The sequence below is a fragment of the Streptomyces sp. CNZ287 genome (assembly GCF_007827615.1).
In genome coordinates, this window is record NZ_VISV01000001.1 from 639,509 (window position 1) to 653,535 (window position 14,027).

General features: G+C 76.3%; 16 protein-coding genes. 3 read left to right on the forward strand and 13 right to left on the reverse strand.

The features are described from left to right. Positions 1-19: 19 nt before the first annotated feature. A complete protein-coding gene (locus FB457_RS02845; RefSeq protein ID WP_047017602.1) occupies positions 20-955 on the reverse strand; it encodes a polysaccharide deacetylase family protein in 936 nt (311 codons plus the stop codon). After that, the gene (locus FB457_RS02850) at positions 952-1,884 is read right to left on the reverse strand and encodes a polysaccharide deacetylase family protein (RefSeq protein ID WP_047017601.1); all 933 of its coding nucleotides are present in this window, start codon (positions 1,882-1,884) and stop codon (positions 952-954) included. Before FB457_RS02850 ends, FB457_RS02845 begins: the two co-directional genes overlap by 4 nt. A 112-nt stretch (positions 1,885-1,996) precedes the next feature. Between FB457_RS02850 and FB457_RS02855 the strand changes: the two genes are divergently transcribed. After that, the gene (locus tag FB457_RS02855; protein ID WP_047017600.1) at positions 1,997-3,208 is read left to right on the forward strand and encodes a class I SAM-dependent methyltransferase; all 1,212 of its coding nucleotides are present in this window, start codon (positions 1,997-1,999) and stop codon (positions 3,206-3,208) included. Here the strand turns inward: FB457_RS02855 and FB457_RS02860 are convergent. From FB457_RS02860 to tsaB, 4 genes are read right to left on the reverse strand one after another with little or no spacing between them, the layout of a single operon-like run. After that, entirely contained in the window at positions 3,171-3,446 is a 276-nt protein-coding gene (locus FB457_RS02860) for a hypothetical protein (protein ID WP_047020293.1), read from the reverse strand. The genes FB457_RS02855 and FB457_RS02860 overlap by 38 nt on opposite strands. Before the next feature lie 5 nt (positions 3,447-3,451). Continuing rightward, positions 3,452-4,561, reverse strand: coding sequence for a tRNA (adenosine(37)-N6)-threonylcarbamoyltransferase complex transferase subunit TsaD (gene tsaD, locus FB457_RS02865; RefSeq protein ID WP_047017599.1), 1,110 nt, complete (start codon positions 4,559-4,561; stop codon positions 3,452-3,454). 8 nt (positions 4,562-4,569) lie between these two features. Next, entirely contained in the window at positions 4,570-5,040 is a 471-nt protein-coding gene (gene rimI / locus FB457_RS02870) for a ribosomal protein S18-alanine N-acetyltransferase (RefSeq protein WP_047017598.1), read from the reverse strand. 31 nt (positions 5,041-5,071) lie between these two features. Beyond that, on the reverse strand, positions 5,072-5,737 hold the full coding sequence (tsaB, locus tag FB457_RS02875; RefSeq protein WP_047020292.1) for a tRNA (adenosine(37)-N6)-threonylcarbamoyltransferase complex dimerization subunit type 1 TsaB: 666 nt from the start codon (positions 5,735-5,737) through the stop codon (positions 5,072-5,074). A gap of 241 nt (positions 5,738-5,978) precedes the next feature. Here tsaB and FB457_RS02880 point away from each other — a divergent pair, with 241 nt between their 5' ends. Next, the gene (locus FB457_RS02880; RefSeq protein WP_145780874.1) at positions 5,979-6,497 is read left to right on the forward strand and encodes a hypothetical protein; all 519 of its coding nucleotides are present in this window, start codon (positions 5,979-5,981) and stop codon (positions 6,495-6,497) included. Positions 6,498-6,540: 43 nt separating this feature from the next. On the opposite strand, the gene FB457_RS02885 is transcribed toward FB457_RS02880, so the two are convergent. From FB457_RS02885 to FB457_RS02915, 7 genes are all read right to left on the reverse strand, one after another. Then, positions 6,541-7,407, reverse strand: a complete 867-nt coding sequence (locus FB457_RS02885) for an LLM class flavin-dependent oxidoreductase (protein WP_047017596.1) — start codon at positions 7,405-7,407, stop codon at positions 6,541-6,543. Between the two features lie 45 nt (positions 7,408-7,452). Next, the gene (locus FB457_RS02890) at positions 7,453-7,638 is read right to left on the reverse strand and encodes a hypothetical protein (protein WP_107086146.1); all 186 of its coding nucleotides are present in this window, start codon (positions 7,636-7,638) and stop codon (positions 7,453-7,455) included. Between the two features lie 87 nt (positions 7,639-7,725). Continuing rightward, entirely contained in the window at positions 7,726-8,256 is a 531-nt protein-coding gene (tsaE, locus tag FB457_RS02895) for a tRNA (adenosine(37)-N6)-threonylcarbamoyltransferase complex ATPase subunit type 1 TsaE (protein ID WP_047017595.1), read from the reverse strand. Between the two features lie 70 nt (positions 8,257-8,326). Next, the gene (locus FB457_RS02900) at positions 8,327-9,616 is read right to left on the reverse strand and encodes an alpha/beta hydrolase (RefSeq protein ID WP_145780684.1); all 1,290 of its coding nucleotides are present in this window, start codon (positions 9,614-9,616) and stop codon (positions 8,327-8,329) included. Continuing rightward, positions 9,609-10,802, reverse strand: coding sequence for an alanine racemase (gene alr, locus FB457_RS02905; protein WP_145780686.1), 1,194 nt, complete (start codon positions 10,800-10,802; stop codon positions 9,609-9,611). The genes FB457_RS02900 and alr overlap by 8 nt, the downstream gene beginning before the upstream one ends. A 27-nt stretch (positions 10,803-10,829) precedes the next feature. Beyond that, entirely contained in the window at positions 10,830-12,311 is a 1,482-nt protein-coding gene (locus tag FB457_RS02910; protein WP_145780688.1) for an NAD(P)H-hydrate dehydratase, read from the reverse strand. 52 nt (positions 12,312-12,363) lie between these two features. Further along, positions 12,364-13,182, reverse strand: a complete 819-nt coding sequence (locus FB457_RS02915; protein ID WP_145780690.1) for a class I SAM-dependent methyltransferase — start codon at positions 13,180-13,182, stop codon at positions 12,364-12,366. Between the two features lie 64 nt (positions 13,183-13,246). On the opposite strand from FB457_RS02915, the gene FB457_RS02920 reads away from it, so the two are divergent. Then, complete coding sequence (locus FB457_RS02920) at positions 13,247-13,978, forward strand: GntR family transcriptional regulator (RefSeq protein ID WP_047017590.1); 732 nt, start codon at positions 13,247-13,249, stop codon at positions 13,976-13,978. Positions 13,979-14,027 lie beyond the last annotated feature (49 nt).

A 14,027-nucleotide genomic window follows, 5' to 3' on the forward strand; every position in this document is an offset into this window, starting at 1 on the left:
GGCCGCGCCCCCGTCCGGGTCACATGTAGTCCTCCAGGCGGGCCACCGTGAAGCCCTGCCGCTGGACTTCGCGTACGAACTCCGCCATCACGTCCGTCATCGTCCGCCCGCCCTGCTGCTCGGGCCCCCGGAAGTGCGCCAGCACGATGTCGCCGGGGCGCAGCCGGTCGCCGCTGCGGTACTCCAGGCCGCTCGCCTTCATGTCGGCCCGCCACAGCGGCATCGCGCGGACGCCGCAGGAGGCCGCGGCCCGCAGCGTCGCCGCGTCGTACGTGCCGTAGGGCGGCCGGAAGAGCGTCGGGCGGACGCCGAAGGCCCCGGCGACGCGCTCCTGCTGCCGGCAGATCTGGCGGCGCTGCCCGGCGTACGGGAGGGAGGTGAGGTCCGGGTGGGTGAGGGTGTGGCCGTGGACGGAGTTGCCGAGGCGCCGCAGCTCCTCGAAGTAGCCGTAGTCCCCGCCGGCCGCCGAGTCGGAGAGGAACATGCTGAACGGCAGCCGCAGATCGGCCGCCATCCGGATGAACCCGGGGTCCTTGTCCCAGCCGTCGTCGATCGTGAGGAAGACGACCTTGTCCCGGGTCGGCACCCGGCCCGCGACCGCCGGCAGCCCGGAGTCCCCCGGCCGCACCGGGCGGCTCGCGGGGGGCGCGGGCGGCGCGGCGAGGGGGCGGTCGAGGCCCCAGCGGCGGTACGCCCCGGGGCCGGTGGCGCGGGGGACGTCCTTGCGGGCCGTGCCGTCGCCGCCGGGCAGCGCCCGCGGCGTACGCCCCGCGTGCCGCGCGCCCGGCTTGCCGTCCGCCCGCCCGTCCCCGGGCGCGGCGGACTCCTCCGCGCCCTGCGGGAACCACTCCTCGGTCGGCCTGGCCGCGTCCGCGCAGGCGGTGAGCGCGAGCAGGCAGACGGCGGCTATCGCGGCGGCTGACGACCGCCGCCCGGAGCGGCGGGTGCGCCTCATACGTAAGCCTCCAAGCGAGCAACGGCGAAGCCCTCGTCGTTCGCCTTACGGAGCACCGTACGGAGCATGTCGGTCATCGTGCCGCCGAATTCGGAAGGTCCTTCGAAGTGGGTGAGCACGATATCGCCGGGGTGGAACGCGGTGTCCGCGCGGGAGTACGTCCAGCGTCCGGGGAACGCCTCCTGCTGCCAGAGCGGTACGAGATCGATGCCGCACTCCTTGGCGGCGCGCAGGGTGTCGGCGTCGTAATTGCCGTACGGCGGGCGGAAGATCCGCGGCCTGGTGCCCATCTCGCGCTCCAGGACGCGCTGCTGGCCGCAGATCTCCTCGCGCTGGGCCGCGTAGGGCAGTTCGCGGAGGTTGGGGTGGTGGAGGGTGTGGTTGCTGACGGTGGTGCCGAGGTCGCGGAGGTCACGGAAGTAGCCGTAGTCGTCGCGCGCGACCTCGTCGGCGAGGAAGGCGCTGACGGGCACGCCGAGTTCGCGCAGCATGCGCAGCAGCTCGGGGTCCTTGCGGTAGCCGTCGTCGATGGTCAGGAAGATCACGCGGTCGTCGGTCGGCACCCGGGTGATGACGGGCGGCAGGCCGGGACCGCCGCCCTTCGCCTCGTAGCCGGGTTCGGTGGCGAGCGCGGGTTTGCTGCGCGGCGGGGCCGGCGGCAGCAGCGGGGCGGCCTTCAGGCCCCAGGTGCGGGCGGCGGCGAGCCGCTGCGCGTGGACGCGCTGCTGGTGCTCCGCGGTGCGGGCGAGCGCGCGGGCGGGGGCGGCGGCCAGGCCGCCGGCGATGGCGGGCTTGGCGTCCCCGTCGGGGTGGGTGAGGGGGCGGGGGTGGTCGGGCCCGGCGGTGCCGGAGGAGCAGGCGGAAGCGAGGAGCGCGGCGGTGGCGGCCAGGGCGAGGAGGCCGGTGCATGGTCGGGCACGTGGGAGCATTTTATCCTTTTGTCGTATTAGTTCCGGAGCCCGCATCCTTCCAGTACGGAACGGGGTGTCACGGCGCCACGCCGTACCAGCGCCCGTACGGCGGACAGCGGACAATGGGCCCATGCACGGCCCCGACGCCCCCGACGACCCCCTCGCCGCCCTCCTCACCCCCGAGGGGCAGGCGCTCCTCGCCGAGCTGCGGGAGCACGACCCCGCCGACGAACTGGCCCTCGCCACCCGGCTGCGCCGCACCCACCCCGCGGAGCTGGTCTCCGCCGCGCTCGGGCAGGCCCGGCTGCGGCAGCGCGCGGCGGCGAAGTTCGGGGCGGACGCGGCGCGGATGTACTTCACCCCCGACGGCGTCGAGCAGGCCACCCGTACGGCGGTGGCGGCGCACCGCGCGGCCCGGTTCACGGCGCTCGGCGTCGACCGGGTCGCCGACCTGTGCTGCGGCGTCGGCGGCGACGCGGTGGCGCTGGCGCGGGCCGGGATCGCGGTGCTCGCCGTCGACCGGGACCCGGCGGCGGCCGCCGCCGCGCGCGCCAACGCGGCGGCGCTGGGGGTCGCCGAGCGGGTCGAGGTGCGCTGCGCGGAGGTGGGGGACGTGGACATCTCCGGATACGACGCGGTCTTCGTCGACCCGGCGCGGCGGGTCGGAGGGCGCGGCCGCGTCTTCGACCCCGAGGCGTACTCCCCGCCGCTGTCCTGGGCCGTCGAGGTCGCCGGCCGGGTCTCGCACGCCGCGCTGAAGGTCGCCCCCGGCATCCCGCACGAGGCGGTGCCGGAGGCCGCGGAGGCGGAGTGGGTCTCCGACGCCGGCGACGTGAAGGAGGCCGTGCTCTGGTTCGGCGCCGCATCCGGCGCCGTCTCCCCCGGCCGCCGCCGCGCGACCCTGCTGCCCGGCGGCGCCACCCTCGTGGGCCGCGGCCTGCCCGACCCGCCGGCGGGCCCCGTGGGGCGCTATCTGTACGAGCCGGACGGCGCCGTCATCCGCGCGCACCTCGTCGCCGAGGTGGCGGCGCAGGCCGGCGGGCGGCTGCTGGATCCCACCATCGCGTACGTCACGGCCGACGACCTGGTGCGGACCCCGTACGCCACGGCGTACGAGATCACCGACACGCTCCCCTTCCACGTCAAGAAGCTCCGCGCCCTGCTCCGCGAACGCGGCGTCGGCAGCGTCACCGTCAAGAAGCGCGGCTCCGCCGTCGAACCCGAGGAGCTGCGGCGCAAGCTGAAGCTCACCGGCCCGGCCGCGGTGTCCTGCACCGTCTTCCTCACCCGCGTCGCCGGCGCCCCTACGGTGCTTCTGGGCCGTCCGGCCCCAGCGACGTGAACCGCCACCGGTGCACCGGCCGGGCCAGCAGTCCCGCGTCCGGGTCCCCGAGTTCCGGCATGGGGGCCTCGCGGTTGCCGCAGTCCGCGTCCCACCAGGTGATGACCAGCACCCGGTCCCCCGGCGCGCGGAACGTCTCGCGCCGCAGCGGCCGGGCGGGCAGGCGCTGCGCCCGCGCCCACGCCAGCAGCTCGTCGCCGCGCCCGGCCGCGGCCCTGGCCTCCCACATCAGCGCCATGACGGTCACGAGTACAGGTTGTCCTTCGCCAGCTCGTGCACGTGGTCGTGGCCGTGCCCGGGCGCGTGCTCGTGCCCCGGTACGTGCGTCTCCGTGACCGGCAGCGACGAGTCCGCCGACAGCTCCCAGTCCGACGCCGCCCGCCCCCGCGCCACCATCTCCGCGCCCAGCGCCGCGACCATCGCCCCGTTGTCCGTGCACAGCTTCGGCCGCGGCACCCGCAGCACGATCCCCGCGTCCTCGCAGCGGCGCTCGGCCATCGCCCGCAGCCGCGAGTTCGCCGCCACGCCGCCGCCGATCATCAGGTGCCCGACGCCGTTGTCCCGGCAGGCCCGTACCGCCTTGCGCGTCAGCACGTCCGCCACCGACTCCTGGAACGACGCCGCCACATCCGCCACCGGCACGTCCTCCCCCGCCGCGCGCCTGGCCTCCACCCAGCGGGCGACGGAGGTCTTCAGACCGGAGAAGGAGAAGTCGTACACGGGGTCGCGCGGGCCCGTCAGGCCGCGCGGGAAGCGGATCGCGGCCGGGTCGCCCTCACGCGCGGCCCTGTCGATGAACGGGCCGCCGGGGAAGCCGAGTCCGAGAACGCGGGCGACCTTGTCGAACGCCTCGCCCGCCGCGTCGTCGATGGTCGCGCCGAGGGGGCGGACGTCGGCGGTGATGTCGGCGGACATCAGCAGCGAGGAGTGTCCGCCGGAGACCAGCAGGGCCATCGTCGGCTCGGGCAGCGCGCCGTGTTCGAGCTGGTCGACGGCGATGTGCGAGGCGAGGTGGTTGACGCCGTAGAGCGGCTTGCCCAGCGCGTACGCGTACGCCTTGGCCGCCGACACCCCGACGAGCAGCGCCCCGGAGAGCCCCGGGCCCGCCGTCACCGCGATCGCGTCCAGGTCGCGGGCCGCCACCCCGGCGTCGCGCAGCGCCCGCCCGATCGTCGGGACCATCGCCTCCAGGTGCGCCCGGCTCGCCACCTCGGGCACCACGCCGCCGAAGCGGGCGTGCGCGTCGACGCTGGAGGCGATGGCGTCGGCGAGCAGCGTGTGCCCGCGGACGATCCCGACACCGGTCTCGTCGCAGGACGTCTCGATGCCGAGCACCAGGGGTTCGTCTGCCATGGGGGGCGTCACTCTTTCTCGGTACGGCGCATGACGAGCGCGTCGACGTTTCCGGGCTGGTAGTAGCCGCGCCTGACGCCGATCACGGCGAAGCCGTGGCGCTCGTAGAGGCGCTGCGCGCGCACGTTGTCGACGCGCACCTCCAGCAGCACCTCGCGGCAGCCGAAGCGGCGGGCGGCGGCGAGCAGCGCCTCCAGCAGGCGCGGACCGAGGCCGGTGCCCCAGTGGTCGCGGGCGGCGGCGATGGTCTGGATGTCGCCGGTGCCGTCGAGCGCGGCGAGGCCGCCGTAGCCGACGACGCGGCCGGCCTCGTCCTCGGCGACGAGGTACGCACGGGTGGCGCCGGGGCCGCGGGCGTGGGCCAGCTCGGACCAGAACATCGCCGGGGACCAGGCGTCCTCGGGGAAGGTGTCCCGTTCGAGGGCGAGCACGGGGTCGATGTCCCACCACCGCATCTCGCGCAGGGCGACGGCGGTCATGGGCCGCTCTCGTACGTGTCCGGGCGCGGGGTCATCGCGGGGTGACCGCCTTGTACGCGGCGGGGACCTGCGCGTCGGGGCGGCGCAGGTACAGCGGGCGGGGCGGCAGCAACTCGGTGCCCGCCGCGAGGCGCTCGGCGGCCAGCGCGGCGAGGGCGGCGGCGTGCGGGTGCGCCGGGGGCCGGGCGTCGGGGAACGCCTCGGGGTACAGCTCGGCGCCCGCCCCGGCGGCGGGCAGGCCCGCGACCTGTCCGGCGAGGTCGGCGGGCCGGTCGACGGCCGGGTCCGTGACGCGGGTGCGGGCGTCGGCGTAGCGCGCCCAGTACACCTCTTTGCGCCGGGCGTCGGTGGCCACGACGAACGGGCCGTCAATGCCGCCGGCGCCGTCGCGGCCGGCGGCGTAGGCGATGCCGTCCAGCGTGCAGACCCCGTACACGGGGATGCCGAGCGTCATGCCGAGGACCTCGGCGGTCACCAGCCCCACCCGCAGCCCGGTGTAGGGACCGGGGCCGACGCCGACGACGACGCCGGCCAGCTCCCCGAGCCCGCGGCCCGCCTCGGCGAGCACCCGGTCGACGGCGGGCAGCAGCAGCTCGCCGTGGCGCCGGGCGTCGACCTGGTGCGACGCGGCGAGCGCGGGCGACGCGGGGTCGCCGTCGTGGAGCGCGACGGTGACGGCGGGGGAGGCGGTATCCATGGCGAGCAGCACGCCCTTCAGGGTAGTCGCGCGGAAGGGGTGCCCGGAGCGCGTCCGCCGGGCCGGTGACTCCGGCCGCGGCCGCCCCGGGCGCGCGGCGGCGGGTGCTACCGTCGGGCGGAGCAGGCGGGGCGGACCGGTGCGTGCAGCATGAGGACGGGCCGGGGGAAGACTGGGGAAGAGCGGCCCTGCGGCCGCCGTACCGGAAGGGGCGTACCGCGTGGCAGGCAGCGGGAAATTCGTGGCCGGGCTGACGGCCGCCGCCCTGGGCGTGGTCGCCTTCCTCGCCTACCAGGCCAACGCCAACGCCCCCGACTCCCTGGCGCGCAACCGCCCGGGCGTCGCCAGCCCCGAGCCGACCAAGGCCAAGGAGAAGAAGCTCGAACTGCCGGCGCGCTCGGGCTCCGGGCTGCGGGTGGTGTACGCACTGAAGGACAAGCGCGTGTGGCTCGTCGGCGAGGACAACTCGGTGCTGCGGACGTACAAGGTGACCCCGAGCACCGTCGACCCGCCGCCCGGCATGTACACCGTGACCTCGCGGTCGCGGCAGATCACCGGCTCGGACGGGGTGCCGGTCGAGCACGTGGTGATCTTCACGGAGTCCGAGGGCACGGTCATAGGGTTCAGCGCCGCGGTCGACGGCTCGCGGCCGGAACCGGACGCGACGGAGAAGACGGGCGGAGTGCGCTCGTCGCGGGTGGACGGCAGGGCGCTGTGGCGCTTCGCGACCGTGGGAGTCCCGGTCGCGGTGGTGAAGTAGCGGGGACCCGCAGCCGGACCCCCGCCCCTTCCTCCGTACGTCCCTACAGCCCGGCGGCCTCCGCGATCAGCGGGACCTGCGCCACGTCCGGGTTGCAGGGGAAGAGCACCAGCTCGCCGCAGCCCGCGTCCGCGAACGCGGCCTTGGCGGCGGCGACCGCCTCCGGCGAGGTCAGCGCCCCCGCGGCGATCTTCTCGGCGAAGTCGCCGAGGAACCCGTAGTAGTCCAGCAGGTAGCTGCGGGCGTGCTCCTCGGCGTCGGGGCCGAGGCTCACGTACGCCAGCGCCGCCACCCGCGGCTCGCCCTCCCGGCCCGCCTCGCGCCAGGCGGCCCTGGCCTTCTCGGCGCCGCCGGCCAGTTGCTCGGGGCTGCCGCCGCCGAGGATCCACCCGGCGCCGTACTCCGCGACCCTCCGGAAGGCGGCGGGCGCGTTCCCGCCGAAGAGGATCGGCGGCCCGCCCGCCTGCACCGGCGCCGGGCCCACGGGGTGGGCGCGGCCCCGGGGGTCCTGCCGCCAGACGGCGCGCATCTCGGCGAGCTGGTCGTCGAAGATCCGGCCCCGCTCGGTGAAGGGCACGCCCGTCGCCTCGTAGTCGTCCTCCCGTCCGCCGACCGCGGCGCCGACGGTGAGCCGGCCGCCGGAGAGCGCGTCGACGGAGGCGAGCTGCTTGGCGAGCAGGGCGCCGTTGCCGCGGTACGGGGCGATGAGGATGGTCGTCGTCAGGCCGATGCGCTCGGTGACGGCCGCGGCGGCGGCGAGGGTGGGGATCGTTTCGAGGTTGCCGTAGACGACGCGGTCGATGGTGCCCAGGGTCGAGAACCCGGCCCGCTCGGCCGCGGCGGCCCACTCAGGGATCAGCGTTCCGGGGATGCCGGGGATGGTGGAGGGAAGTCCGATGCCGATGTCCATGCAGCGCAGCCTAGATGCCCCGGGGCGGGGCATCGCGATCCTGCGCTACGCGGCGTGCTGTTCCGGCTCGGCGGGGCCCTCCGGGGCCCGCCGCCCGGCCCGCCGCCCGTCCGTCCCGGCCGCCTCGGGTTCGGGGGCGGGCGGCGTCGAGACCGCCTCTGCCGCCGCGCAGGCGGCGAGCAGCTCGGCGACTCCCACGGCGGGGCGCTGCCCGTCTTGCTCAGGTGCCATACGCCCATGGGACCACGCCCGCCGACCTGGAGCAACGATATGCCGACAGCGCGTCGGCATATTTGTCGGAAGGTCCAGCACTGCTGTTCAGGTGCGGGCGAGCGCGGCCAGCGCGCCGTGCGCCCAGCGCTCGCCGACGCCGGTGACGGTGACGCGCCGTACGTCCGCCTCTGCGGCGTCCGCTTCCTCCTCGGGCGCGCCGCCCGTGCGGCGCTCGATGACGACGTGCAGCCGGTCCTCGGCCAGTTCCTCGACCTTGCCCTCGCCCCACTCCACGACCACGACCGACTCCGGCAGCGACACGTCGAGGTCCAGGTCCTCCATCTCCTCCAGACCGCCGCCCAGCCGGTAGGCGTCGACGTGGACCAGCGGCGGCCCGCCCGAGACCGACGGGTGCACGCGCGCGATGACGAACGTCGGCGACGTCACCGCCCCCCGCACCCCGAGCCCCGCCCCCAGCCCGCGCGCGAGCGTCGTCTTGCCCGCGCCCAGCGCCCCGGTGAGCAGCACGAGGTCCCCGGCGCGCAGCACGGCGGCCAGCCGGCGGCCCAGCTCCTGCATCTGCTCGGGCGACTCGACGGTCAACTGGACGGCGGTGGTGGTCATGGCGGCGCTCATGGCACTGGATGCTAGGGCCTGTCGTCAATCCCGCGCCTGCGGGCGAACGACGCGAGATTGACGACAGGCCCTAGAGGGTCCGGCGCGACGTGCCGCGCGGCCGCCGTACGGGCCCCGCCCCCGGCTCCGGCCCGGGCCCGGTGGGCAGCCGCTCGCCCGCGCGGGCGAGCAGCGCGGCCAGCGCGTCGTTCACCCGTTCCGGGCGCTCCAGCATGGCCAGGTGCCCGGCGTCCTCGATGACCTCGAACGTGGCGCCGGGCAGCCGCGCGGCGATCCGCTCGCTGTGCTCCGGGGGCGTGACCATGTCGCGGTCGCCGACGAGGACGAGCCCGGGGAGGTCGCGGAGGAGCGCGAGCGCCTCGTCCTTCTCGTGCGCCGCGAACGCCGGGTAGAACTCGGCGACCACGTCTATCGGCGTGCTCTCCAGCAGCCGCTCGGCGAAGCGCGCGACGCCCGGGTCGACGCCCTCGGTGCCGAACGAGTAGTGCTTGATGATCCCCGCGAAGAGGTCGGCCGTCGCCTGCCGGCCGCGCTCGGCCAGCTCGGCGCGGCTGCCGAGGGCCTTCAGGACGCCGGGCACGAAGTGCCGTACCGCCCAGGCGCCGGCCGCGGGCAGCCCGAACGTCACCCGGCCGAGGTCGCCCGCGGAGGTGCCGAGGAACGCGGCGCCGGCCACCCGGTCCCGTACCGCGTCGGGGAACTGGTCGGCGAAGGCCATGATCGTCATGCCGCCCATCGAGTGCCCGACGAGCAGCAGCGGACCCTCGGGGGCGGCGGCGTCGACGACGGCCTTGAGGTCGCGGCCGAGCTGGTCGATGGTGACCGGCTCGTCGCCGGCGAGCTGGGAGATGCCGCGGGCGGAGCGGCCGTGGCTGCGCTGGTCCCAGTAGACGGTGCGGACACGGCCGCGGAGCGCGGCGCGCTGGAAGTGCCAGGAGTCCTGGGTGAGGCAGTAGCCGTGGCAGAAGACGACGGTGAGCGGCGCGGGGTCGCGGCGTCCCACGAAGCGGCGGCGCCGGCGGCGGGGGGCGGCGGTCAGCGGATCGGGGGGTGTGCCGTCGGGGAGTACGGGCGGGAAGTCGTCCGCCTCCTCGATCTCGTAGTACAGCTCGGTGCCGTCGTCCGCGACGGCCGTGCCCGAGGTGCCGCGGAAGGTGCCGTACGGACCGGCCGCGTCGAGCGCCTGCCGGGCCCTGCGGCGTACGTCGCGGCCCATCGCCAGGCGCTCCACGGCCACGCCCGCGGCGGCCCCGGCGGCGAGCACGCCGATGGCGACGCCGGCGATACCGGCGCGCCGGCCGGCCCTCGCCCAGCCGCCGGGTCCGGAGACGGGGACGGGGGTGGCGAGGGGGTCAGCCATGGCGGGGCCCGGGGCGGTCCGTGTCGGTGTCCATGGGGGTGGCATCCCCCGCACCGCCCACGTACACGCGCGGTATGCGGGGTCCGATCCGCGTGACGATCTCGTACCCGATGGTGCCCGCCGCCCGCGCCCAGTCCTCCGCCGTCGGCTCGCCGTGGTCCCCGGCGCCGAAGAGCACCGCCTCGTCGCCCGCCGCCGCGGTGTCCCCGCCCAGGTCCACGACGAACTGGTCCATCGCGACCCGCCCCGCGACCGTCCGCCACTTCCCGGCGACCAGCACGGGGCCCGTACCGGACGCGTGCCGCGGCACCCCGTCGGCGTAGCCGAGGGGCACGAGCGCGAGGGTGGTCCGGCCCGGGGTGACGTAGTGGTGCCCGTACGAGATACCGAGGCCGGCCGGCGCCTCCTTGACCTGCGCCAGCGACGCCTTGACCGCCATCACGGGGCGCAGCCCGAAGTCCGCGGGAGCGCCCACCTCGGGGCTCGGCGACAGCCCGTACGACGCGATCCCGGGCCGGACGAGGTCGAAGTGGGCCTCCGGGAGGGTGAGCATGGCGGGCGAGTTCGCCATGTGCCGCACCTCGGGGCGCAGTCCCGCGCGGTCGGCGACGGCGAGGGCGTCGTGGAAGGCGTCGAGCTGGCTGCGGACGGAGGGGTGTCCCGGCTCGTCGGCGCAGGCGAAGTGCGACCAGACGCCGGTGACCTCGATGGCGCCCTCGGCCTCGGCGGCGCGGGCGGCGGCGACGAGCTCCGGCCAGTCGGCGGCGAGGCAGCCGTTGCGGCCGAGGCCGGTGTCGGCCTTGAGCTGCACGCGCGCGGTGCGCCCGGCGGCGCGGGCGGCGGGCAGCAGTTCGCGCAGCGCCCACAGGCCGCTGACGGTGATGTCGAGGTCCGCCTCGACGGCCTCCCGCCACGGCCCGCCGGGCGTCCACAGCCAGCACAGGATCCGGCCCCGGTCGCCGGCGGCGCGCAGGTCCAGCGCCTCCCGCGGGGTGGCGGTCCCGATCCACTCGGCGCCGGCGGCGCGCGCCGTGTGGACGCAGGGCAGCATCCCGTGGCCGTACGCGTCGGCCTTGACGACGGCCATGAACTGCGCGCGCGGGGCGATGCCGCGCAGGGCGCGGATGTTCGCGCCGTACGCGGTGAGGTCGATCTCCGCGCGGGCGCGGAGGGGGGAGTCGCTCATCGGTACCCAGTCTCGCACTCCGCCTGATCAGGCTGTACGGATGTCGCGGACGTCGCGCCAGACGGCCGGGAGGGCGTCGGGGAGTTCGTGGGCGGTGATCGGGGCGCCGGCGGCGAGGGTGCGGGCGGCGAGGCCGTGGAGGTACGCGCCGGCCGAGCCGGCGTCGCGGGCGGCGAGGCCGGCGGCGAGGAGGGAGCCGGTGAGGCCGGAGAGGACGTCGCCGCTGCCGGCGGTGGCGAGCCAGGAGGTGCCGGTGGGGTTCTGGCGCACGGGGTGTTCGCCGCCGGGGTCGGCGACCAGGGTGGTGGAGCCCTTGAGCAGGGTGGTCGCGCCGTACGCGTCGGCCAGCGACCGCACGGCGGCGAGCCTGCGGGACTCGACCTCGGCCCGGTCGACGCCGAGAAGAGCGGCGGCCTCCCCCGCGTGCGGGGTGAGCAGCGTCGGGGCGGACCGGCGCCGTACCCGTGCCCGGTCCAGCAGCCGCAGGCCGTCGGCGTCGACCAGCACCGGCACGTCGGTGGCGAGCACCTGCTCCAGCACCTCCTCCGCACCGGGCCCGTCCCCCAGCCCCGGCCCGACGACCCACGCCTGCACCCGGCCCGCCTTCCCGGGCGGCCCGGGGTGGACCAGCGTCTCCGGGTACCGCTCGATGACCGCCCGCGCCGCGGGCCCCACGTACCGCACGGCCCCCGCCCCGCCGCGCAGCGCCCCGCCCACGGCGAGGACGGCGGCGCCCGGGTAGCGCTCGGAGCCGGCGACGACGCCGACGACGCCGCGCCGGTACTTGTCGCTCTCGGCGGCCGGCTCCGGCAGCAGCGCGGCGACGTCGGCGTGCTGGAGGGCCTCCAGGTCGGGCACCGGGGGCAGGTACGGGCCGAGCCCGATGTCCACGAGCCGCAGCGCCCCGGCCCGCTCGGCGGCGGGGTCGACGAGGAGCCCGGGCTTGTACGTACCGAAGGTCACGGTGGCGTCGGCGGTCACGGCCTCGCCCCATACCTCCCCGGTGTCGGCCTCCACACCGCTGGGCAGATCGACGGCGAGCACGGGGGCGCCGGTGTCGCGGACGACGCGCATGAGCGCGGCGGCGGCGGGCCGGAGGCCGCCGGAGCCGCCGATGCCGACGATGCCGTCGACGACGAGGTCGACGCGGTCGAACACGCGGCACAGGGGCGACCCCGGGTCGCCGCCCTCCTCAGCCGGCACGACGCGCCCCCCGACGGCCCACAGGGCGGCGAGCCCGCCCTCGTGCGTACGCTCCGGGCGGAGCAGCACGGCCGTCACCCGCGCCCCGCGCCGCGCCAGCCGCGCCCCGGCGTACAGCGCGTCCCCGCCGTTGTCCCCGCTCCCCACGAGCAGCACCACCCGCCGCCCGTACACCCGCCCCAGCAACCCGGCCGCGGCGGCGGCGAGCCCCGCGGCGGCGCGCTGCATGAGCGCCCCCTCGGGCAACCCGGCCATGAGCGCCGCCTCGGCACGCCGCACCGTCTCCACCCCGTACGCACTCCTCATCCCCCCATCCTCCCCCGCCCCGCAAAGCCCCGCAGCCGCGTCCCCGCCGCCCTCACCGCCGGGCGACCGCCAGCAGGTGGGACGCGGCGGCCAGCAGGTCCGGATGGCCGTCGGCCAGCCGCGCCGCCCGCAGCGCTGCCTCGAACGCCGGGTGATGCTCGGCCGGCCGCTGCCCCGTGTGCTGCTCGACGGCCTTGAGCTGCGCCCAGCCGGGGCCTTCGACCCCGTACACGGTGATGTCGCTCAGCTCCGCGGCACGCAGTTCGGCCTCCAGCTCCGCGGCCGTGTGGAAGTACGCGGCGGTGAATCCCTTGCGCCCGGAATCGTGGCGGCCGGTGGCCAGGATGTCGCGTACGGCGTCGTGGACGCGGTCCTTGGCGAGCAGCGTGGTCGCCGTGTGCTCGAAGACGGAGGCGTACCGGCCGATCGCCGCCGCCGCGACGAGACCCCCCGGCCGGGTGACGCGGCGGGCCTCGGCGAAGGCCCGGTCGCGGTCGCCGCGCTCCAGCAGGTGATAGAGCGGGCCGAGGAGGAGGGCCACGTCGTACGAACCGTCCGCCGCCCGCAGCGCCCTGGCGTCGCCCACCTCCGCGTCCACCCCGGCCCGGCGCGCGGCCTCGACGTGCCGGGGCACCGGGTCCACGAGGTGCACCCGGTACCCGTCCCCGGCGAGCCACGCCGCGTGCACCCCGGGCCCTCCGCCCACGTCGATCACGTCGGCCGGCGCCCCGGGCAGATGCCGCCGCAGCAGCTCCCGCGTACGCACCAGCTCCAACCGTCCGTCCGCGGTGCCGGTCAGCCGGGTGGCCTCGTCGAAGTCGGCGCCGTAGAAGTGCAGGATCTCGGGCGCGACTTGGGGCTCGGAAGTCATGTCGGCAATGCTCTACCTTGACCGGTGGACCAGTCCAGTCCAACGGAAGTCACCTGGAGGGCACATGGCCGTGCTGAAGTACGAGCAGATCGCGGACTGGATCCGCGCACGGATCACCGAAGGTGAGTTGGCGCCGGGCGCATTGGTGCCCTCCCAGCGGGAGTTGTGCGAGCGCTGGGGCGTCTCCCGCGCCACCGCCATCAAGGCCATGGACGTGTTGCGGCTCGACGGGGTGATCGACCGGGAGCGGCAGGGTCAGGGCTTCCGGGTCGTGGACACCCCGTTGGCCCGGCCTGCCGGACACCGGGCCTCGGGGAACAGCCGGCTGGCGGGCGGTCACCCGTTCCGCCGGGTGGGGCGCCCCGGACGCGAGGAGCCCCCGGCGCACGTGGCGCAGGCGCTGGAACTGGAGCCGGGAGAGCGCGCGCTGCGCAGGGACCGGCTGGTGGTACTGGAAGACGACACCCCGCTGACATACGTCAGCGCGTGGTTTCCCCCGGACGTGGCCGAGGCATGCCCCCGGCTCACGCAGTCGGGGCCGCTGGCGGAGGGCACCACCCACTACGTCAGCCGGCAGACCGGCCGTACCCCGACGCGCGGTGTCGACGTCGTCGGCGTCCGGCTGGCCACGGTGGTGGAGGCGGAGCGGCTGGAGCGCTCGCTGCCGCTGGCGGTCGCGGTGGACCTGCACACGGCGTACGACGGCGAGGGGAGGCCGCTGGTGTGCGAAGAGGGCGTCACGCCCGGGGAGTTGTGGGAGCGGAGCGACGAGTACCCGATGGGCGGAGATCGCTGAGCGCCGCTCGACTGGACCGGTCCACCGGACCACTATGTGTCATGTCGCC